The organism is Merdimmobilis hominis, assembly GCF_900104615.1.
Classification (GTDB): Bacteria; Bacillota; Clostridia; order Oscillospirales; family Ruminococcaceae; genus Merdimmobilis; species Merdimmobilis hominis.
This window is the reverse complement of the sequence record NZ_LT629939.1, coordinates 1,798,636-1,818,425: the sequence shown is the minus strand read 5'-3', so window position 1 is coordinate 1,818,425 and position 19,790 is coordinate 1,798,636. Positions and strand designations below refer to the sequence as shown.

Sequence of the window (19,790 nt, the reverse complement as noted above, 5' to 3'; positions counted from 1 at the left end):
CCCTGCTGGTGGAGACGGCGCTGGCCGCCGGGTTCACCTCCATCGACGGCGGGGGCATCTCCCACAACCTCTCCTACGCTAAGGACGTTCCCCTCGCCCAAACCCTGGCCCACTGGCAGTACTGCGACCGGCTGATCGGGGAATATGCAGCGGCGGGGATCCTCCTCAACCGGGAGACCTACGGCCCTCTCACCGGCACGCTGATCCCCCCTTTCCTCTCCCATGCCGTCTCCATTCTGGAGGCGCTGTTGGCGGCGGAACAGGGGGTGAAGTGCATCACCCTCTCCTATGGCCAAGGGGGGAACCTGACCCAAGACGTGGCCGCTATACGCTCCCTGCGGCAGCTGGCGGGGGAGTACCTTTCCAAAATGGGCTTTTCCGACGTGGCGGTCACCGTCTCCCTCCACCAGTGGATGGGCGGCTTCCCCCAAGAGGAGGCCAAAGCCTATGGGGTGATCTCCCTGGGGGCGGTGACCGCCGCTCTGGGCCGGGCCGACAAGGTGGTGACCAAAACCCCCATGGAGGCCATTGGCATCCCCACCCCATCCGCCTATGCCGCCGGCCTCTCCTGCACCCGGCAAATTTTGTCCATGCTGGCGGAGCAGCCTATGCCCCACTCCCTGGCCATCGAGGAGGAAAGCAGGCTGATCGGGGAAGAAACCCGGAGTATTGTGGACTGTGTCCTTCAGCTGGGGAACGGGGATGTGGCCCTGGGCGCCGCAAAAGGGGTGGAACAGGGGATCTTGGATGTCCCCTTCTCCCCCAGCCGCCAATCTGCCGGCCGGATGCTCCCCGCCCGGGACAACGAGGGCTGTGTGCGGATCTTTGAGCCGGGTAACCTTCCCTTCTCCAAGGACATCCTGGACTTTCACCGGCAGAAGATCGAGGAACGGGCTAAGGCGGAGCGCCGCGCCCCCTCCTTCCAGATGGTGATTGACGACATCTACGCTGTCAGCAACAGCCGGTTGGTGGGCCGCCCCCGCTAACACAAACCGCCGGTTCCGAAGGGCCGGCCTTTTTCCATCCGAAGCCCCTTCTAGCCGGGCTTCGGTTCCAAGAAAGGAGAATGTTATGGCTTCCCCTATGCGCGACAGCCATCTGTACAGCGTCTACTTCGCCCCCCGGGGCAAAGCCCGGATGATCAACCTGGGGTGGATGCTCTCCCAGCGCCACCTGAGCCCCTTTGACCTGCTCATCGGCTTCATTGGGGAGCCGGGTTCCGGCAAAAGCAGCCTGGTGCGGGGGATGTTCCCCGGCCTGGAACTGGCCAGCGATGACGAAGGGGTCAATGTCCGGCCCCTGCCCCTCCTAAACCGGGATGGGCGGGGTTTTCGGGACAGCCACACCTACCACCTGGACGTCCGGTTTGAAATGGCCTTCACCCAGGTGTACGACCTGGCCCAAGCGGTCCGCACCGCTGTGGAGGAGGGCAAACGGGTGGTGGTGGAACATTTTGAACTCCTGTACCCCTATCTGGGGATCAACGCCCAGGTGCTGGTGGGGGTGGGGGAAGAGGTGATCCTCACCCGGCCCACCATCTTCGGGCCGGAGCCCCAGGATGTGGCCAACATCGTCTTTTCCTCCTCCTGTTACCGGAAGATGGCCCACACCGCTGAAAACTTGACCGAACTGTGCATCACCAAAGCGGGATACCCCACAGACTATCACCACGGGGACGTCCACCACGGGTTTATCTTAGAATACGACCAGCACCCTGGCTTCTCCATCCCCGAAATTGAGGCCGCCGTGAAGGAGATAATCGCCGCCGACCTGCCTGTGGCCTACAAGGACGAGGGGCATGTTTATATAGGGGAGCATATCCACCCCTGTACCGGCCCCCGCCTTCACGTCAAGAGCACTGGGGAGATTGAAAACTTCTCCCTCCTGCCCCAGTTCCAATACGACCCGATCCAGCACCAGTACCTATTGGTGGGGCTGATCGGGGAGCGGCAGCGGGACAATATCCGCGACCTGAACCGGATCGTCTTTTAAAGGAGGGCCTTGCCCACCAGAAAGATGGCCCCTCTGCTTGTCCTCTTCTGTGCTGCATAGAACACGCCGGCCTTTATCTCCAAACCGGCGTGTTCTCTTTTACCTGCAAGGCATTCCTGCCGCTTACGCCAGCCGCAGCAAAGCCAGCAAAATCAGCATGGCGCCCCCCAGCCAGGAAATGTTTAGCTCCTGGCGGTGGGCCAGCTTCCTGCCCAAGGCGCACCCTCCCCCAACAGCCGCCAGGTGGAGGAAAAATGTACAGCACAGCAAAATTCCCGGATGCCGCAGGTCCAGCCCTGCGCCGAAACCGCTGACCAGGGAATCCAGGGAAAGAGCTGCGGCCAGATAGAGGGCTTCCCGGGCGGTCAGCACCTGGGAGAGGTCGGCGTCCGCCAAAGTCTCATCCATATAAACGTCCAGTACAAAGCCCACGCCTCCCCAATGGAAGGAGAATTGGGTTCCCCCGCCCAACCGCTTTAAAAAACCCTTGATGCTGTTTTGGAACAGGTTCCACAGCCCGATGAAGAGCAGCAGGCTCACCCCCGCCCACTTGGCCAGGCCGGGCGGCAGCAGCGGCTGGGCCAAAGCGGCAGCCCACAGGGCAATCCCCAGGACAGTTGTGCCCATCCCAGCGATGACGGCGGCGGAATAAAAGGGGATCTGAATGCGGCTTGCACCGTAGGAAAACGCCGCTAAAAAAGCATCTACGCACAAAGCGAAGGCCAAAAGCAGAGTCTCGATGGTCATACACCTCCTAAATTAGCCTGATGTAGTGTATGCCGCGCCGTCAAAATGTGGGATTTTGGATTGTGGTGGTTTTTTGTATTGACTTCTTTTTGGGTGATGATTTATACTATTTAATAATACGGTTTTCGTATCAGGAGGATAAAATGAACAAATTCAACAAATCCATTCAACAAGTCATCCAATTTGCCCTGACATTCTTTATGGCAATGTTTGCTTTGATCTCCGGCTTGCAGCTGGTGTACCTAGTAAAAAATGGTGTAACCACCCAGGGCTTGATCATGGTGGTGTTTTTTGCCGCCGCCGCCTTTGCCTTCAACCGGGTAAAGGAGAACCAGAAGAAGCAGGTTGCAGCTTTGTCCGCCGCACAGAATGCGGCGACAGAAAGACAGAAGTCTGCCCCGGTCTACAAACACCCGGCTTCTGTCCAACAGTTTATCGCCAGCAGCAAGGCCTGCCCCCGCTGTGGGGATAAGCTAGCCGTCTGCCTGGAGCCCCAGCACGGCAGCACCTTTCCCCACCTGGCCACCGGTGCAGAGCCTGGGGATTGCAAATACTACTGCCCCACCTGCAAAAAATTTCTCTCCATGGATGAGGAGTATGAGGACTTCACCTGGGAGGCCCCAGAGGTCCCCGAAGGGGATGGCCGCCGTTACCACTTCTCCCAGGAGTACCTCAAGCCCCTGGAGCGGCAGAAAACCATCAGCACCATCGCCATGACTGTCGGTGTCCCCGGTATCTTCCTCTTTTTATATTTACTCAAAGTCTACGCTTCCAACCTGGCACTGGCTGGTGTGATTCTGTGTGCCGTTGTCTCCAGCGTGTCAGTCACCATCTCCTCCAAGGCGCGCCGTGCCCTGCGGGAATCCCAAAAGGTCTATTATGAGTTCAGCGAGGACGGCCTGATCCAGTCAGATGGCCAGAAGCCGGTCTTTTATCCCTGGAAGGACATCCGAATCCTCTATCAGGTGGGGGACGACTTCCAAGGGGTCGCCTTTGGCACCACCGGCCGGAACTTTATCATCACCGATTATATTGAGCGCAAGACCAAGATCGTGGAGCGGATCGTTGCCCATGTAAAGGATCACGCCCAGATTGACAGCCGGATTTTTGAGCACATCAACCTTCCGGAAGAGGAAGAGGCCAGCCCGGTCAACTAACCCAAAAGGAAAAGCGCCCTCCCCAGCTGGGGAGGGCGCTTTTTTCATCGGTTTATTCCTGGGTTTTCAAGTATTCAGCCTTTCCTAGCTCGTAGAGGTTGTTGCCCTCGCAATCGATGACCACCACTGCGGGGAAGTCCACCACCGTCAGCTTGCGGATGGCCTCAGCCCCCAAGTCCTCATAGGCGATCAGCTCCGCTTTCTGCACCTGCTGGGAGAGGAGTGCCCCTGCCCCGCCGATGGCGCCAAAATAAACAGCGCCGTTTTTCTTCATCGACTCCACCACCTCGGGGGAGCGCTTGCCCTTGCCGATCATCCCGGTGAGTCCCATATCCATCAAGGTGGGGGCGTAGGCGTCCATCCGGTAGCTGGTGGTGGGGCCTACTGCTCCAATGGCCCGGCCAGGCTTGGCCGGGGTTGGCCCAGCATAGTAGATGATGGCGTCCTTTATCTCCAGGGGGAGCTTTTCACCCCGCTGGGCTGCCTCCACCAGCCGTTTATGGGCAGCATCCCGGGCGGTGTAGATCACACCGGTGATCAGAACGCTGTCCCCGGCTTTCAGGGTCTTAGTCTGCTCTGTGGTCAAAGGGGTTGTCAGACGGATTTCCATAATTCCACTCCTCCCGTTACAGCACCGCTTCTTTGTGGCGGGTGACATGGCAGTTGATGTTGACTGCACAGGGCAGCCCGGCGATATGGGTGGGCAGCGCCTCCACATTGACCTTCAGGGCGGTGGTTTTCCCGCCGAAGCCCTGAGGCCCGATGCCCATCCGGTTGATCTTCTCCAAAAGCTCCCGTTCCAACTCCTCGTAGTAGGGGTCGGGGTTGTAGGAGTCCAGAGGGCGGATCAGCGCCCGTTTGGCGATGGTGGCGGCCTTGTCAAAGGTGCCGCCGATGCCCACCCCCACCACGATGGGCGGGCAGGGGTTGGGGCCGGCCTCCCGCACCACCTGGAGGACGAATTCCTTAACCCCCTCCAACCCGTCGGACGGGCGAAGCATCTTGATCTGGCTCATGTTTTCACTGCCGAAGCCCTTGGGGGCAACGGTGATCTTCAGCCCGTCACCGGGGACGATGTCGTAATAGATCATGGCCGGGGTGTTGTCCTTGGTGTTGACCCGGCGCAGGGGGTCACCCACCACCGAGCAGCGCAGGCAGCCATCATGGTAGCCCTGGCGCACCCCCTCATGGATGGCCTCCTCCAGATTGCCGGCCACATGCACTTCCTGGCCGATTTCCACAAAGACGCAGGCCATGCCGGTATCCTGGCAGATGGCGATCTCATGTTCCGCGGCGATTTCATAGTTTTTTACCAGGTTGTCCAGGATGCCCTGGGCCACCGGCCAGGTTTCCTCCCGGCGGCTGCACCGGATGCACTCCTTGACATCCTCCCCCAAATGGCAGTTGGCGTCGATGCACAGCTGGCGCACCGCCTGGGTGACGGCCTTTGATTCAATCTCTCTCATAGCATTCCCTCCTGTTGGATAAATGGCGGAAAAATTGCGTTTCTTCTGGTTTCAGTATAGCACAAACCCCGATTACCGCAAGGGGTTTGGAGATTTTTGGGATAATTATGCAGGATTTTCTTCATTTTTGGTGGTTTTCACCCCATAGAGGATGATCTCCCACGCTGGGATATAGGGGTGTTTGCGCAGGTAAAACCGGTAATCCGGCCGCAGGGAGTGGAGGTACAAGGGGAGCTGGAACAGGTCTTCGCTGCGGTGATAGGCGGCTACGCTCAGCTTTGGGCCCCACCGCCGGATGGATTTTGCCGCCCCGCGAAGGGCTGCCAGCTCCTCCCCTTCCACGTCCAGCTTCATATAGGTGACCGGCCGGCCCGCCAGAAGGTTGTCCACCGTCTCCACCGGCACCACCCCTTTCCCCGCCTGGGTGAGGGCGCAGTGCCGCCCCTCTTTGGCCCGGAACCGGAGCTTCCCCGGCTGGCCGCTGACCGCCAGGTTGTGGCACTCCAGATCCCCATACCCCTCCCGCTGGGCCCGATCCAACAGGCGGCGGTAGTTTTTGGGGTCAGGCTCCACCGCGATGGCATGGGCCCATCCCCCGGCTATCTGCTGCAATTCTGCCAGAGTGTCCCCGTCGAAGGCCCCCAGATCCAGGCATCTCTCTTTTCCGGTGAGATGGAGCACCGCGGGGCCCAAATCCTCCGCCCTCTGGCTGGTGCAGCGGTCTAAATAGCAGAGCTTGCCGCTCACCTTAAAGTCTAAAAGATCCACCAGCACCTGGCGGGATCTCTCATCGGCCAAAAGGCGGTACACCTGGTCCAGCTCCCCCTCGTGGGTGGCGGCATATTCCCAGGTAAACAGCTCCTCCCCCACCACCGGCAGGTCGGGGACATACAGGGTGTGCCGCTGGCCTAAAGTGTGAATCCAGTCCATCAGCTCCGGCTGAAAGGCGGCAAAACAGAGGAGGATGACCGGTTCCCCCGCCTCCGCCTCCACCTGCCCAAGGGTCTTCACTGGGAATCCAGCGAAGCTCTGGCCCCGCACATAGCCATCACTGGCAAACACCCCTGCAATGGGGATCCCAAACTGGGCGGCAGCCGTGAGGGCCTTCTGGGCGCCGTCCCCCATGCCGTATAGGTAAATGGGCCGGGTCTCCCGCCGGAGTATATCCCACAGGGATTCCCGTTCCCGCAGCAAACTTAGAATCATGGCAGTTCCTCTTTCCGCCGCTGTGTGCGGCTTTCCCCCTTATTGTACTATCTTTGGCCCCGTGGTGCAAACAGATTGCAACCCCGCCCTGGACGTGCTATGATGATACCATGAAAATGATGCAAAGGGAGGATTTTATATGACCACACCCTGCACCCGGCAGGAGGCTTTGGAGCACCTGAAAGAACACGTCCACACCGATTCCCTGATGAAGCATTCCCTGGCGGTGGAGGCTTCCATGCGCCACTTTGCCCGCTATTACGGCGAGGATGAGGAATATTGGGGGATGGTGGGCCTCCTCCACGACATTGATTACGGCGAGTTCCCCGAGGAACATCTGGACCATGCCCCCGAGATGCTGCGGGGCTATGGGTTTGACGAGGCGTTTATCCGCCACGTCCTCAGCCACGGGTACAACCTGCGCAACCAGGTGGAGCCCATCCACCCCATGGAAAAAGTCCTCTACACAGTGGACGAGCTCTCCGGGTTTATCACCGCCTGTGCCTTGGTCCGCCCCAGCAAAAGCGTGCTGGATTTGGAGGTCAAATCGGTGAAGAAAAAGTTCAAGCAGGACAGCTTTGCCGCCGCCGTCAACCGGGGGGTCATTCAGGACGGTGCCGACCGGATGGGTATGCCCCTAGAAGAGGTCATGGCCGAGACCATCCTGGGCCTGCGGGAAGCCGCCGACGCCCTCGACCTGGGGATGCACAGCGCCCAATAAAGGAAACCCGGCGGATTCTGCAATAGAATCCGCCGGGTTGTCTATTTGAAGAATTTTCCTCATTTTACAGCAACGCAAAGATATATCGAGAGAAAATTCTACTCAATGTATTAAATCTGCCAAGGCATGTATTTGATATAGGTCTTGCAGGCCCACAGCAACAGCAGGACCAGAGGATAAGACCAGTAAAAGGGCAACCGCTTGGATTTGCGGCCCAGCCGGCCGTTGTACATGGAAAGGGGGATCACCGCCAGCAGCATCCACATATTGGCAGTCAGCAGGAAAAAGATTTCAAAGTTGGCAATCAGCCCACTGGAGAGCATCATCATAAAGGCGGGCAGGGTCATGGCCAGGGCCACCAGGCCGATGGAGATCGCCAGCTTCTTAGGCTCGTTGCCCAGGGTGTAGATGAAAAAGATCAGCATGACTCCAAACAGGCTGTATTGGGTCTTTAAGATAGTCGCCACCATGGCGCAGAGCAGCGGCAGCATCATGGTCCCGCTGCTGCGATCCTTTTGGGAGGCAAAGAGGCACAGGGCCACATATCCCAACACCATGGTAAACAACAGGTTCTGGCTTTTTAGATCCACCGGTACGCCGGAATAAAACAGGTCATAGGGCATCTCCGCCAAAAAGGCGAAAATCAGCAGGCGGTAGAGGTAAAACTTGTGATTGGAGGTTTTGCGAAAGCCCTCCACAATCAAAAAGGCAAAAATCGGCAGGGCCAGCCGGCCGATAATCCGGGGGATGATCGCCGCGGGGAAATAGGCGTCCCCCACCAAATCCACAATCAGGGCCAAAACGCCCAAAATTTTTAGGGCAAAGCTTGACATATTCTTCCTCCCATTGTTCTGTGTGATGTGATACTATTATAGAATACCCTACCAAGGGGCCAAAGGCAAGTCCCAGTTTTCCCCCACCGGTGGTTTACTTTGTCCCCCGAGTGTGCTACTCTTATAGGTAGTAGGAATGACTTTCTAGAATGTTGAGGTGTTCATTGTGGCTGGCGACCGTAAAACCGGGGCTCCCGTCTATCAGCAAATTGCCATCGACCTGGCAACCAAAATCAGCAACGGCAAATTCCGGCCTGGCGAGCGCATCAGCGGGCGCTCCACTATGGCGGGGCATTACAATGTCTCGCCGGAGACCATCCGCCGGGCGGTCAGCATTTTGGAGGATGCCGGGGTGGTTGCCGCGCGCCCCCAGGCGGGGATTGAAATTCTCTCCCGGGACAAAGCGGTGGAGCTGGTCCACAAATTCCGGGACATCGAAGCCTTGACCGCCATCAAAAACAACATCTGCGAACTGCTGCAAAGCATCACCCGCCAGCAGATCGAATTGCAGGAAAATGTCCGGCTCCTCATCGAGAGCAGCGAACGGTATAAGACCCTCAACCCCTTTATGCCCTTTGAGCTTCAGATTGCCCCTGGTTCCCTAGTGGTGGGGCAGAGCCTTTCCTCCGCCCGGTTTTGGAACAACACCGGTGCCACCATCATCGGCATTAAGCGTGGGGAGGAGACCATCCTCTCCCCTGGGCCCAACACCGAACTGCGGGCAGGGGATATCCTGGTCTTTATCGGCGATGACGAGACCTATTTCCGCACCAGCAGTTTCCTTAGCCGTACGGCAGAGGAATAGCTGCTCCCCCTTCTCCCCCGGCGCAGCCAGGGGAGATTTTTTCATCCACCTCCAGCGCCAAAAAAGGGAACGGGCCAGTTGGCCCGTTCCCTTTTTTCTTTTGCTTGCAGCGGTTATTCCTCTGTGCCCCTCAGCTCCGACAGATCTTCCGGGAGGGTGAAGAGAATCTCCTCCCCTTTGTTGATCACCAGACAGGGGATTCCGATGCGCCCCTGTTCCCGCATGGCGTCAAACTGGGGGCAGTTGTCCCGGTATTTGAGGAATTGTTTGAGGGGAAGCATCCCCGACGTGATATCCACCGGGCGGAATGGGACATTGGCCTGTGAAAGAGCCTCTTTCATAGCGGGACAGCTGGGTCAATGCTCACTGGTGAACAGGATAATGTCTTTCATAGTTGTCACTCCTTTTTATTGGTCCTATGGTTTCGGGGCGGTTAATGTTCCGCCTCTTTGATGATGCCGGTGCGGTAGGCGTCCAGCAGCTTTTTCAGGCTTTCAATCTGCTCTTTGATATCGGCGCCGGTGTCGGTGTACTCCACCGTGCAGCGGCGGTCCAATACTTCAAAGATCTTGGAAGTGGAGAGAATATCCTGGTTGTCCTCAATGGCCTGCTGCACACTGGTAAACGGCCCGTGGGAGATGAGGCGCATGCCGTAGGAGTTGTAAATCAGGGTGTAGCCGGCAATGCCGGTGGTTTTTTGATAGGCACGGCAGAACCCGCCGTCGATGACAATCAGCTTGCCGTCTGCCTTTACCGGGTTTTCCCCATCTTTGGTCTTGACCGGAACATGGCCGTTGACAATGTGGGAGACCTCCGGGTTCAGGCCGAATTCCTCCAGGATGCGCCGGCAGGCGTCCCCGTGGACGGTGTATTTGTAATAGGGGTTCTTGTGCTCCTCCCAGGATGCTTTATCCTCTACCAAATAACGCTCAAAGGTGGTCATACGGTCTTTGCCAAACAGGGGGGAATTTGGGCCGCACCACATATACCACATAAAATCCTGGCCCTTGAGTTTTTCCGGGCTCTCAAACCGGCTGAAAAAGGCGTTGCGGGCCATTTTCTCCGCCTGATCCATCAGGCCCCGGCCGCTGACCACCTGTCCGCCGATCTCCATTTTGGTGAAGGAGCCGTCCTCCTCCATGGGGATGCAGCCGTGGTACAGCAAATTGGAGTTGTAGCATTTGTACAGGGCGCCCGCCGAGTAGAGGAACCGGACATGGCGCTGCAATTTTTCGCTGTGAAGGAAGGAGCTTTTCAGCTGGTCCATGACCTCCCGTTCCCGCTCGGTGAGGGCATAGGGGTCTTTGGGGTCGATGGTGGGGAAATCCCAGTCCCGGATGGGGTAATCCACCCCGCCGATCCGGACTGTTTTCGCTTCGTAGTTGATCTTGTCCAGCAAGAGGCGGTCTTCCATCCGGTACTCCGGGTTGCGGCGGATGATCTGTCCTTCCAGCTTAAACTGGATGACCACAATGGCTTTATGAAGCTTGGAATCCAGCACAATGTCGTTGGAATTGTACTTCTGCTGGCTGGATACCTTAGGGGTAAAGCAGCTGCAATCCCCCTGGTAGGTCTCCTGGGCGAAGGTGACCAGCGGCCGCAAGCTGATGCCGTACCCGCTCTCAATCATGTCCAAGTTGGCGTATTTCAGGCTGTTGTTGAGGACGTTTGCAATGCAGGCTTCGCTGCCCGCGGCGGCACCCATCCACAGGATGTCGTGGTTGCCCCACTGGATGTCCACGCTGTGGTGCTGTTCCAGCAGGTCCATAATCACATCGGCCCGGGGGCCCCGGTCAAAGATATCCCCCACCACGTGGAGGTGGTCCACCGCCAGCCGCTTGATCAGCGTCGCAAGGGCGATGATGAAGGCGTCCGCCCGGTCGATGTCCACAATGGTGTCGATGATTTTGTTGTAGTACTGCTCCTTGTTGCGGGCGTCGTAGTTGGTGTGCAGCAGCTCATCGATGATGTAGGCAAAATCGCTGGGCAGGGCTTTGCGCACCTTGGAACGGGTGTATTTGGAGGAGACCCACCGGCAGACTTCAATGAGCCGGTGAAGGGTCACCCGGTACCACTGGTGGAGGTTGGGCACCTCCTCTTTGATCTTCTCCAGCTTCTCTTCCGGGTAATAGATTAAGGTGGCAAGGCTGGCGCGCTCGTCGTCGAACACGCTGTTTCCGAACACAATGTCCACCTTTTCCCGGATGACGCCGGAGCAGTTGTTGAGGATGTGCAAAAACGCCTCATGTTCCCCGTGGAGGTCGCTCATAAAATGCTCGGTCCCTTTGGGGAGGTCAAGGATTGCCCGCAGGTTGATGATTTCAGAGGATACGGTCTGAATGGTGGGAAAACGTTTGGAAAGCAGCTTGAGGTATTTGACTTCCTCCGCTGAGAATTGGTCTTGTCTATCCATCGGTACACTCCTTCTAATCGTATTGGCCGCATACTCCGGCCCCTGGATGCAAGGCGATTGCGCTGCCCGCTGCGGGATCGTTCCCCGCAGCCGGTTCTCTTTACGACCATTATAGCATAAATTGAGAAAAATATTGGAGATTTCCAGCCAATCTTTTGCACAAAAAGCTGGTAGAATTGAACGAAGCCGAGCCCTTTTCTCCCTGCAACGCCTTCGCTGAAAGCCGGCACAGCGGTCTGTGGCCCATCCTCTTATCCAGATCCTGGAAAGGACAAGCCCTTTACACCAAATCGGGATTTTGGCCCTAAAAAAGGGAGAAACCCGTCGGGGAATGGCCCATTTTCCAAGGAAATAGCCTCCATCAGACAAAAAAAACGGGCCCAAACGGCCCGTTACAGTTTGATATCATATTGTTTGCGGCGCAGGCGCTCCAATTCTGCCCGCTTTTGCAGCAGCATCTTCCGGTGCTTTTTGCGGTTGCGCAGAACCATCCACTTGCGGATCAACAAAAGGATGGTAATGACCACAAAAAGGATAAGGGCACCAATGGCCATGGTGAGGAGCAACCGCCCAGTCTCCTGAAGGAGCCAGAGGATCCCTTCCCAGGTGCCTCCCTCCCCGCTTTCGGAGAGAAGCAAGGTCTGGTCCTGCTGGATGGCCACCTGCCCCAGCACTGGGTACATCACAGAGGTATCCTCCGGCAGGGAGAAATAGATGTTCCAGTCCACCTCCTGGCCTTCGGCCACTACCGCAGGAGGGCCATAGGTGATGGAGACATCCTGCTGGCTCAGCGAATTGTGGAGGAGGAAGGTGAAATCGTTTTCTGCCAAGCAGTCCACTGTGGCGGAGGTTTTGCCGTTTTTCTGGATCTCCACCTTGTGGGTGCCCATCATGGAACGTTTGATGGTAGCAGGGGAAAAGCTGCCAAACCCATAGTCCAAAAGAGCTTGTGTGTCTTTGTATTTGCCTGCGCTGCTGGCGCAGTCCAGCACCACGCAGATCAATTCCCGGCCATCCCGCTGGGACACTGTGACCATGGTGTTGCCCGCTTCCTCTGTCCAGCCCAGCTTGCCGCCCACGATCCCCTCACAGTAATAGGGGCTGTTTTTCTTCATCATATCGCTTTGGTTGACAAAGGGGCGGGCTTCGGTGTTTTTATCGGTGGGTTCCATGGTGTAGCTCAAAGTGCCAAATACCTTGGTAAATTCCGCATTTTGCAGCGCTTCCCGGGTGATGAGGGCCATATCCTTGGCGGTGGTGTAATGGTCGTCCTCTGGCAGGCCGCTGGGATTGGTGAAATGGGTGCCGGTTGCCCCGATCTTTTGGGCCCGGTCGTTCATCATCTGGGCAAAGTCCTCCTGGCTGCCCGCCACTTTTTCCGCCAGGACATTGCAGGCGTCGTTGGCGCTCATCAACATGGCGGCATAGACCATCTGCTCTACTGTGACCGTCTCCCCCGGCACCAAGCCGATGTGGGTGACGTCATAATACTGGATGGCCGCGTCCTCGCTGACGGTGGCCTGGTCGGTGAGCTGGAGGTTCTCCAAAGCCAGCAGTACCGTCATAATCTTGGTGATGCTAGCGGGATAGCGCTGTTCCTCCATGTTTTTACCATAGAGGATCTGCCCAGTTTGGGCATCCATCAAAATGGCGGCGGTGGATTCCAGGGCAGGCGGGGCGGTGTCGGCGGCAAATGCTCCGACTGCCAGCCAAACCGGCAGCAGCACCGCCAGCAGAATTGCTGTAATTTTTCGCATGGTTCTAATTCCTCTTTGTATCGGCAAGACCCCCTCCCAGAGGAGGAAGATGAATGATTCGTGCAGGACAAGGTCTTTGTCCATTATAACAAAAAGAGCGGCGATTTCCAACAAAAGCCGGAAATTTTCACCGGATGTTCACAAGAACCCATTTCCAGCTCCCAACAGAAAAATCCCCCGGGGCAGGATGCCTCGGGGGATGCTGCAATTCTGGGAAAACTATTTGCACAAGGTCTCCAGGAGTTCCACCAGGAAGTTCCAGACCCGCTCGAAAGAAGCCAGGTTCAGCTTCTCCTCCGGGGTGTGGGCGCCCATGGCCAAGGGGCCCATGGTGACGATGTCCAGGTCGGGGATGCGGTCTTTGAAGACGCCGCACTCCAATCCGCCGTGGACCGCCTTGATGACCAAGTCTTTTCCAGTCTGTTTCTTGTAAACGTCCATACAGATCTGGCGGAAAGGGGAATCCTTCTCATACTTCCAGCCGGGGAAGTTGGAGAAATAGCTGTGAGTAGCACCGTATTTCTCCACCAGGGTGCAGATCTCCTCGCCCAGGTTGGCCTTGATGGTGCCGTCTGCCGAGCGGATAAACATGGTGATGACCACCTTCTCCTCCTCGGTCTTGACCACCGCTTCGTTGACCGAGCAGATGACCAGGCCGGGGATCTCCATGCTCATGGTGCGCACGCCGTAGGGGAGCAGGTACATCAAATCAATCAGCTCAGCGGAGCAGCCGGGGCAGAACATCCGGTCGCCGTGGGCGGGGTTCTCCTCCACCTCCAGGCGGAATCCGGCGTCGGTGACCGCCAGTTCAGCCTTGACCTCCGCCTCCACTTTCTTGGCGATCTGTACCGCTTTGCCCAGCTGGTCGGCAGGCAGGGCGGCGAGGACATCGCACTCCCGGGGGATGGCGTTCATCTTGGAGCCGCCGTCCACATTGATCAGGGAGATGGCGCATTCCTTTTTGATCTCGTGAAGGACGCGGGCCATGATCTTATTGGAGTTCCCTTTCTCCTGATGGATGCAGGAACCGGAATGGCCACCGTCCAGGCCGCGGACCCGCAAAGCCAAGGAGGCACCGGCAAAGGGGATCCAGTGGGTGGGTTTCTCAATGGCGATAGCCAGACCGCCGGCAGCGCTTACCAGCACATACCCCTCGGGACCGGCATCCATGTTGAGCAGCCGTTTGGCGGAGATGCGGCTGCAATCAAAGCCGAAGGCGCCTTCCAGACCCACTTCCTCCCGGACAGTGAAGAGACACTCCAGCGGGGGGTGTTTCAGATCGTTGCGGGCCAAAAGGGCCATCATGTACACCACAGCATTGGCGTTGTCCGCACCCAGGGTGGTACCGGAAGCTTTCAGCCAGCCGTCCTCAATCCGCAGCTTCAGCGGGTCCTTGGTAAAGTCGTGGACGGTGTCGTTGTTTTTCTCGCAGACCATGTCGGTATGGCCCTGAATGAGGATGGGGGGCAGGTTTTCGCAGCCCTTGGAACCGGGCTTTTTCATAAAGACGTTAAACAGCTCATCCCGGTAGCACTCGATGCCGTGGGCGGCGGCGAAGTCCACCAGGTATTGGCTGACGGCCTCCTCGTTGTAGGAGCCGTGGGGGATCTGGGCGATCTCCTCAAAATAGCGCAGGGCATCCTCCGGTTGATAGCCTTTGGTGACGTATTCCATATTCTTTCCTTCCTTTCTCTAAAGAGAATTGAAATATCTTGCCTACCAGTATAGTACAGATTCCTCATGATTTCAACTATTTAAATGATGAAAGTATCACATTCCCAATCCTTCTATCCCAAGGCGGGCTTCGGTGATGCCAATCCCCCCGCCAGCCGGCGCGCTGTAGGAAAACAGCACCCGGTTGTCCTCGGTGACGGCGGCGATGCGGGTCTGCGCCCCGGTGACCCAGACCCCAGTGTCCACTGCCTGGCCGGTGGCCAGGTTGAGGGCGTAGAGGCGGGTTTCCCCATCCTTCTGGCCAAAGTAATAGGCCATCTCCCCAAAGGCGACCGGGTCGGGGATTATGCCGGTGTAAGGCACCTCATAGACGGTGAAAGCGCCGCTGTCAAACCGGTACCGCTGTACCAATGTGGGCAGCTGTCCCTCCTGGTACCGAACCACGGTGAAGCCGTCCCGGTCAAAGTAATCGCTGGTGGTATAGCCTACGGGGATGTCGATAAGCTGCACCGTGTTTTTCCCCAAATCGAAGTAGCCGTAGCCTGGCCCTGCTTCATAGGAGACCCGTCGGGCCATCAGCCGGGTGTTGTCCAGGAAGATAATGCCTTTGTACATGTCCCCCGCCTGCCCTGGGCTGGGGCCGGTGGAAAGCTTGGGATGGGCACCCCGCAGGGTCTTCTCCCCGGTGGCCAGATCCACGGTGTAAAGGCCGGCATCGCCCACAAACGCCAAGGTCTGGCCGTCGGGGGAGAGGGCGACCGTCTCAAAATACAGTTCTTCCCCCACCAACTGGGACAGGTTGTCTATGGTCTTGACCTTTTGGAAATTTTTGTCCAGTACCACGATTTTAACCCCTTCCCCCTCCCGGAAATAGAAGGCCATATCCTCCCCATAGGGGGTGACGTCGAAGAGGTGGTCGTTGATGTCGCTGTAGGTGAAGGTGGTCTCCCCCTTCACCTCTCCATCCGGCCCCAGGAGGAGGCAATAGGTCTCCGGGTCCCTTTGGCTGTAGTCGGTGGACCAGAGCAGAAGGTCCTCACCCCAAGTGACGAGAGTGACCCCTGCATTTGCCAAATCCTCCGCCGTCAGGCCGCCCAGGGAAGTCAAAGGTGAAAAGCCGCCGGTCTTGATCTCCGGCTGGTTGACCAGGTAGCTGGACTTGCTGACAATCTGCCAGCCGCCCTCCTCCCCAGCCCGCAGGGTCAGCTCGTGGATCTTTTGCAGTTTCTCCCCCGCCTTATCGGTTTTTTTCAGCCGGTTATAGTCCTCCAGCACCACCGTGACCGTGCCGTCACCGTTGTCTGCTGCCTCCCGGATAGCCACATAGAGGTCGTTCTCCCCCACCTTATAGCTGCCGTAGGGGTAGCCGCCATTGGGATAGGAGCCGTTGACCCAGGTGTTAAAAGTTTTCTCCTCCGGGTTGTACCAGCCAAGCTCCCCCAGGGACTTCAGATTCTCCTCCAGCTGGTCGCCGAAATACTGCTGTGCCTGCTGGAATACCACATCCTCGGGGATGACCCATTCATCCAGCCCCTCACCGGGCACCCGGTAGGGTTCGGCGGTGCCGGTGGCCTCCATTTGTTCCACAATATAATTGAGGGCCGCATAGCTGTCAACCTCCTGGGGAGAGGAAAAGTCATCCTCCAAAAGGTGCTTGGAAGCGATGCAGACGGTGCTCTCCCACAGGGATTGATAGTCCTCCTCTGGGATGGCAGCGGGCTGCTGCCCGCTGGAGCTTGCGCCTTCGGAAGAACTTTGGGCGTCGCCGGAGCCTCCGCCCGGCTGCTGGCAGCCGCCCAGGGCACCAGCCGCCAAAAGGGTGGATAGGAGCAAGGCGGCCAGCCGCCGATTGATTCTCTTCATATGTTAATCCTCCAATTTTTTCAGCAGCCAGGCCATATTTTCCCCCAGCACCCGGAAGGTCTCGATGCCCTCGGCATCCTTCTCATAGTCCCCTTCGTTCAGAGCCAGGGTCATATTCCAGTACCGTGAAGTTGGGATGATCATCTGAGAGATGCCGAAGAAGTAGTTGATGGCCGCATAGGTGAAGTTGGAACCCGCCCGCCGCACGGCGATGACTGGGGCGCCCACCTTCCGCTTGAGGGCCGCGCCGTTGGCCCCAGCCAACATGCCGCACCGGTCGATGAGGGCTTTGGTCTCGGTGGAGACGTTGCCGTAATACACCGGCGACCCGATGAGGATGCCGTCGGCCTCCACCATTTTGTCAAAAAAGCCATTCATCCCGTCATCCCCCAGGATACAGCGGTGCTCTGGGTTCTCCCGGCAGCCATTGCAGCCCTGGCAGCCCCACAGCAGCTTGCCGCCCACCTGGACGATCTCGGTCTCGATGCCGTTTTGCTCCAGCACCTGGCAGACGGTTTTCAGCGCGTGGTAGGTGTTCCCGTTTTTGCGGGGGCTTCCGTTAAATGCCACTACTTTCATCTGTGTTCATCCTTTCTGCGTTCCCTTTGGGGCGTGGGGTCCTCTCCCCCTTCTTTGGCTCCATTATAGCATAAAGTTTGCACAAAGTTTGCGCAAACTGGAAAAAGGCGGCGGATACTTTCCCCGGAACCCCCCCAATTTTCCAAGGTCAGAAAAAACAGTTGAATTATCCCCAGGTTTTGACTATCATAAAAGTATTCCAGTTTCACCGAACAAGGGGGTTTGTCTTATATGAAAGCGGAAATCCTATGCATTGGAACCGAGCTGCTGCTGGGAGATATCGTCAACACCAATGCGGCGTTTTTGGCGCAAAAATTGGCCCAGATGGGCATCGAAGTATACCATCAAACGGTGGTGGGGGACAACCCAGAACGGCTGAAAACCGCCCTGGGGGAGGCGTTCTCCCGCTGTGACCTGGTTCTGACCACCGGCGGCCTTGGCCCCACCTATGACGACCTGACCAAGGAGACGGTGGCCCAGTACTTTGGCCGGGAGATGGTCACCACCGAGGAACAGCTCACCATCCTCAAAAACCGGTTTGCAGCCCTGGGCCACGGCATGACCGAAAACAACCTGAAACAGGCCGCCATGCCAGAGGGCGCCACTGTGCTGCCCAACCCCAATGGCACCGCCCCCGGCCTCATTGTGGAGGGGGACGGTAAAATCGCCGTCCTGATGCCCGGCCCTCCCAAGGAGATGCAGCCGATGATGGAGAATTCGGTGATTCCTTACCTGATGGAAAAATCGGGGCAGATCCTCCTCTCCCGGACATTGCATGTCTTCGGGGTAGGGGAATCCACGGTGGAATACCTCCTCAAGGACCTGATGACTGGGAGCTGCAATCCCACCCTGGCCCCCTATGCCAAAACGGGGGAAGTCACCCTGCGGATCACCGCTAAAGCCAAAGATGAGGCAGAGGCCAACGCCCTCATCGACCCCATGGAGGCCAAGGTGCGGGCGATTCTCGACCCCAAGGCCATTTATGGGGTCAATGTGGCCGGCTTGCAGGACGCTTTGGTGAAAGAGCTTACCCAGCGGGGCCTAAAGATCGCCACAGCGGAAAGCTGCACCGGCGGCTACATCTCCAAGCGGATCACCGAAGTCCCCGGTTCCTCTGCGGTGCTGGACGGCGGGGTGGTCAGCTATTCCAATGAGATCAAAGAAAAACTGCTGGGCGTCTCCCACGGGACTTTGGTTCAGCACGGCGCCGTCAGCCGGGAGACCGCCCTGGAGATGGCCCGGGGCATCCGCAGCCTCTGCGGCGCAGACATCGGGGTCTCCACCACTGGCATCGCCGGCCCAGGAGGCGGTACGGCGGAAAAGCCGGTGGGCCTTGTCTATCTCTGCGTCTCCAGCCCCTGGCGGGAAGAGGTGTTTGAACTTCACCTGGCCCGGTTCTCCACTACCCTGCGGGAGGACATCCGCTATATGGCCTCTTCCCACGCCCTGTACCAGGCGCTGCTCACCGCCCGCATGAAACCGTAAATATTCAACCAATCAACAAGAATAGGTGGATAACTCCATGATTTTTTCCCGGAAAACCCCTCCCCAACCGACCCCATACGGCATCGCCCAACTCAAGGAGATCCCCTTGGGCGGCGTCAAACAGTGGGTCCTCATCCGCGGGGAGAATGTGCGAAAGCCAGTCCTGCTCATCCTCCATGGGGGGCCGGGCATGAGCCTTATCAGCATATCCTCCGCCTTTTTCCGCCAGCTGGAGAAGGATTTTGTGGTGGTCAACTGGGACCAGCGGGGCTCCGGCCTCTCCTATGACCCGGATCTGGATGAGAAGACCATGAACATCCGCCAGTTTGTTTCCGATATCTGCGAATTGAGCGAGTACCTGCGCCGCCGCTTCCACAAGGAGAAGATCTTCCTCCTGGGCCATTCCTGGGGCAGCCTGATCGGCACCCTGGCGGTAAAACAGGCCCCGGAGCTCTTCTATGCCTATGTGGGGGCCGGCCAGGTGGTGGATATGGCCCGCAATGAGGAAATTGCCTACCAGGAGCTTTTGGACTTCGCCCAGAAGGAAAATCGCCCCGGTCTGCTCTCCAAGCTGGAGGAGATGGGCCCGCCCCCCTATCAAAAGCCAGTGGACACCATGATCCTCCGCTTCGGGCTGACCATGACCCACAGGGATGCCTGGAACGGAGACGTCTCGATGCGCAAAAAGATTTTCCGGGCGGCCTTTGCCTCCAAGGAGTACCGGGCGGCTGACCTGGCCCGGTATCTGAAAGCCACCTCTTTTTCCATGAAGAACCTGTGGTGGCAGGCCGTGGAGGTGGATTTGAAGCGGGAAGCCCCGGACCTTAGCATCCCCTGCATCTACATCCTGGGCCGCAACGACCAGATTGTGCTCCCCCAGCTTTCAGTGGAGTACTATGACCTTCTCAAAGCGCCTTACAAAAAGCTGATCTGGTTTGAGGGCTGTGGCCATTCGATGATGTACGAGCAGCCAGAGAAGTTCCAGCAGGTGGTCGCCGAAGAATTGATGCCCTTTGTGCCAAAGCTCCCAAAGCCCAAAGGTTAACGGATAAAACCCGCCCCTGCCGTATTAACACGGCAGGGGCGGGGTTT

Annotated in this window: 18 protein-coding genes; 7 read left to right on the top strand and 11 right to left on the bottom strand. The window is 57.9% G+C overall.

Annotation, left to right across the window (positions count from 1 at the left end):
* A partial coding sequence (locus tag BQ5353_RS08795) for a methylaspartate mutase subunit E (protein ID WP_071427914.1) occupies nucleotides 1-986 on the top strand: 986 nt, incomplete at its 5' end.
* An 85-nt stretch (nucleotides 987-1,071) separates the two neighbouring features.
* Nucleotides 1,072-1,992 (top strand): lantibiotic ABC transporter, encoded by a 921-nt coding sequence (locus BQ5353_RS08790; RefSeq protein ID WP_071427912.1) that lies wholly within the window; start codon nucleotides 1,072-1,074, stop codon nucleotides 1,990-1,992.
* A gap of 123 nt (nucleotides 1,993-2,115) precedes the next feature.
* On the opposite strand, the gene BQ5353_RS08785 is transcribed toward BQ5353_RS08790, so the two are convergent.
* A complete protein-coding gene (locus BQ5353_RS08785; RefSeq protein ID WP_054331502.1) occupies nucleotides 2,116-2,739 on the bottom strand; it encodes an MntP/YtaF family protein in 624 nt (207 codons plus the stop codon).
* A 143-nt stretch (nucleotides 2,740-2,882) separates the two neighbouring features.
* Here BQ5353_RS08785 and BQ5353_RS08780 point away from each other — a divergent pair, with 143 nt between their 5' ends.
* Nucleotides 2,883-3,896, top strand: coding sequence for a hypothetical protein (locus tag BQ5353_RS08780; protein WP_054331501.1), 1,014 nt, complete (start codon nucleotides 2,883-2,885; stop codon nucleotides 3,894-3,896).
* A 52-nt stretch (nucleotides 3,897-3,948) separates the two neighbouring features.
* Here the strand turns inward: BQ5353_RS08780 and BQ5353_RS08775 are convergent, their stop codons facing one another.
* From BQ5353_RS08775 to BQ5353_RS08765, 3 genes are all read right to left on the bottom strand, one after another.
* Nucleotides 3,949-4,506: a Fe-S-containing hydro-lyase gene (locus BQ5353_RS08775; RefSeq protein WP_054331500.1), complete on the bottom strand. Its 558-nt coding sequence runs from the start codon at nucleotides 4,504-4,506 to the stop codon at nucleotides 3,949-3,951.
* 16 nt (nucleotides 4,507-4,522) lie between these two features.
* Nucleotides 4,523-5,362: a fumarate hydratase gene (locus tag BQ5353_RS08770; RefSeq protein WP_071427910.1), complete on the bottom strand. Its 840-nt coding sequence runs from the start codon at nucleotides 5,360-5,362 to the stop codon at nucleotides 4,523-4,525.
* A gap of 105 nt (nucleotides 5,363-5,467) precedes the next feature.
* Complete coding sequence (locus tag BQ5353_RS08765; protein ID WP_071427908.1) at nucleotides 5,468-6,568, bottom strand: FkbM family methyltransferase; 1,101 nt, start codon at nucleotides 6,566-6,568, stop codon at nucleotides 5,468-5,470.
* Nucleotides 6,569-6,707: 139 nt separating this feature from the next.
* Here BQ5353_RS08765 and BQ5353_RS08760 point away from each other — a divergent pair, with 139 nt between their 5' ends.
* The gene (locus BQ5353_RS08760) at nucleotides 6,708-7,289 is read left to right on the top strand and encodes an HDIG domain-containing metalloprotein (RefSeq protein WP_054331497.1); all 582 of its coding nucleotides are present in this window, start codon (nucleotides 6,708-6,710) and stop codon (nucleotides 7,287-7,289) included.
* A 110-nt stretch (nucleotides 7,290-7,399) separates the two neighbouring features.
* Here BQ5353_RS08760 and BQ5353_RS08755 read toward each other — a convergent pair whose 3' ends face one another.
* Complete coding sequence (locus tag BQ5353_RS08755) at nucleotides 7,400-8,122, bottom strand: TraX family protein (RefSeq protein ID WP_071427906.1); 723 nt, start codon at nucleotides 8,120-8,122, stop codon at nucleotides 7,400-7,402.
* Nucleotides 8,123-8,288: 166 nt separating this feature from the next.
* On the opposite strand from BQ5353_RS08755, the gene BQ5353_RS08750 reads away from it, so the two are divergent.
* On the top strand, nucleotides 8,289-8,927 hold the full coding sequence (locus BQ5353_RS08750; protein ID WP_054331495.1) for a GntR family transcriptional regulator: 639 nt from the start codon (nucleotides 8,289-8,291) through the stop codon (nucleotides 8,925-8,927).
* A gap of 113 nt (nucleotides 8,928-9,040) precedes the next feature.
* Here the strand turns inward: BQ5353_RS08750 and BQ5353_RS12780 are convergent, their stop codons facing one another.
* The 6 genes from BQ5353_RS12780 to BQ5353_RS08720 all read right to left on the bottom strand — a co-directional run bounded on the left by BQ5353_RS12780 (nucleotide 9,041) and on the right by BQ5353_RS08720 (nucleotide 17,213).
* Nucleotides 9,041-9,268, bottom strand: coding sequence for a hypothetical protein (locus BQ5353_RS12780; RefSeq protein ID WP_074026322.1), 228 nt, complete (start codon nucleotides 9,266-9,268; stop codon nucleotides 9,041-9,043).
* Between the two features lie 92 nt (nucleotides 9,269-9,360).
* Nucleotides 9,361-11,340, bottom strand: coding sequence for a fructose-1,6-bisphosphatase (locus BQ5353_RS08740; protein WP_071427904.1), 1,980 nt, complete (start codon nucleotides 11,338-11,340; stop codon nucleotides 9,361-9,363).
* A gap of 392 nt (nucleotides 11,341-11,732) precedes the next feature.
* Nucleotides 11,733-13,097, bottom strand: a complete 1,365-nt coding sequence (locus BQ5353_RS08735) for a D-alanyl-D-alanine carboxypeptidase family protein (protein WP_054331494.1) — start codon at nucleotides 13,095-13,097, stop codon at nucleotides 11,733-11,735.
* A gap of 219 nt (nucleotides 13,098-13,316) precedes the next feature.
* Complete coding sequence (locus BQ5353_RS08730) at nucleotides 13,317-14,771, bottom strand: aminoacyl-histidine dipeptidase (RefSeq protein ID WP_054331493.1); 1,455 nt, start codon at nucleotides 14,769-14,771, stop codon at nucleotides 13,317-13,319.
* Nucleotides 14,772-14,867: 96 nt separating this feature from the next.
* Nucleotides 14,868-16,634 (bottom strand): hypothetical protein, encoded by a 1,767-nt coding sequence (locus BQ5353_RS08725; protein WP_054331492.1) that lies wholly within the window; start codon nucleotides 16,632-16,634, stop codon nucleotides 14,868-14,870.
* A gap of 3 nt (nucleotides 16,635-16,637) precedes the next feature.
* Complete coding sequence (locus BQ5353_RS08720; protein ID WP_071427902.1) at nucleotides 16,638-17,213, bottom strand: flavodoxin family protein; 576 nt, start codon at nucleotides 17,211-17,213, stop codon at nucleotides 16,638-16,640.
* A 231-nt stretch (nucleotides 17,214-17,444) separates the two neighbouring features.
* On the opposite strand from BQ5353_RS08720, the gene BQ5353_RS08715 reads away from it, so the two are divergent.
* Nucleotides 17,445-18,698, top strand: coding sequence for a competence/damage-inducible protein A (locus BQ5353_RS08715; RefSeq protein WP_071427900.1), 1,254 nt, complete (start codon nucleotides 17,445-17,447; stop codon nucleotides 18,696-18,698).
* Nucleotides 18,699-18,735: 37 nt separating this feature from the next.
* Nucleotides 18,736-19,743, top strand: a complete 1,008-nt coding sequence (locus BQ5353_RS08710; RefSeq protein WP_083386461.1) for an alpha/beta fold hydrolase — start codon at nucleotides 18,736-18,738, stop codon at nucleotides 19,741-19,743.
* The last annotated feature ends 47 nt before the right edge of the window (nucleotides 19,744-19,790 follow it).

What these genes read in the sequence shown, in the direction of transcription:
- BQ5353_RS08755 (WP_071427906.1), bottom strand. Translation starts at nt 8,122, where the DNA reads ATGTCAAGCTTTGCCCTAAAAATTTTGGGCGTTTTGGCCCTGATTGTG.
- BQ5353_RS08710 (WP_083386461.1), top strand. Translation starts at nt 18,736, where the DNA reads ATGATTTTTTCCCGGAAAACCCCTCCCCAACCGACCCCATACGGCATC.
- BQ5353_RS08740 (WP_071427904.1), bottom strand. Translation starts at nt 11,340, where the DNA reads ATGGATAGACAAGACCAATTCTCAGCGGAGGAAGTCAAATACCTCAAG.
- BQ5353_RS08775 (WP_054331500.1), bottom strand. Translation starts at nt 4,506, where the DNA reads ATGGAAATCCGTCTGACAACCCCTTTGACCACAGAGCAGACTAAGACC.
- BQ5353_RS12780 (WP_074026322.1), bottom strand. Translation starts at nt 9,268, where the DNA reads ATGAAAGAGGCTCTTTCACAGGCCAATGTCCCATTCCGCCCGGTGGAT.
- BQ5353_RS08735 (WP_054331494.1), bottom strand. Translation starts at nt 13,097, where the DNA reads ATGCGAAAAATTACAGCAATTCTGCTGGCGGTGCTGCTGCCGGTTTGG.
- BQ5353_RS08760 (WP_054331497.1), top strand. Translation starts at nt 6,708, where the DNA reads ATGACCACACCCTGCACCCGGCAGGAGGCTTTGGAGCACCTGAAAGAA.
- BQ5353_RS08770 (WP_071427910.1), bottom strand. Translation starts at nt 5,362, where the DNA reads ATGAGAGAGATTGAATCAAAGGCCGTCACCCAGGCGGTGCGCCAGCTG.
- BQ5353_RS08765 (WP_071427908.1), bottom strand. Translation starts at nt 6,568, where the DNA reads ATGATTCTAAGTTTGCTGCGGGAACGGGAATCCCTGTGGGATATACTC.
- BQ5353_RS08785 (WP_054331502.1), bottom strand. Translation starts at nt 2,739, where the DNA reads ATGACCATCGAGACTCTGCTTTTGGCCTTCGCTTTGTGCGTAGATGCT.
- BQ5353_RS08730 (WP_054331493.1), bottom strand. Translation starts at nt 14,771, where the DNA reads ATGGAATACGTCACCAAAGGCTATCAACCGGAGGATGCCCTGCGCTAT.
- BQ5353_RS08715 (WP_071427900.1), top strand. Translation starts at nt 17,445, where the DNA reads ATGAAAGCGGAAATCCTATGCATTGGAACCGAGCTGCTGCTGGGAGAT.
- BQ5353_RS08720 (WP_071427902.1), bottom strand. Translation starts at nt 17,213, where the DNA reads ATGAAAGTAGTGGCATTTAACGGAAGCCCCCGCAAAAACGGGAACACC.
- BQ5353_RS08725 (WP_054331492.1), bottom strand. Translation starts at nt 16,634, where the DNA reads ATGAAGAGAATCAATCGGCGGCTGGCCGCCTTGCTCCTATCCACCCTT.
- BQ5353_RS08790 (WP_071427912.1), top strand. Translation starts at nt 1,072, where the DNA reads ATGGCTTCCCCTATGCGCGACAGCCATCTGTACAGCGTCTACTTCGCC.
- BQ5353_RS08780 (WP_054331501.1), top strand. Translation starts at nt 2,883, where the DNA reads ATGAACAAATTCAACAAATCCATTCAACAAGTCATCCAATTTGCCCTG.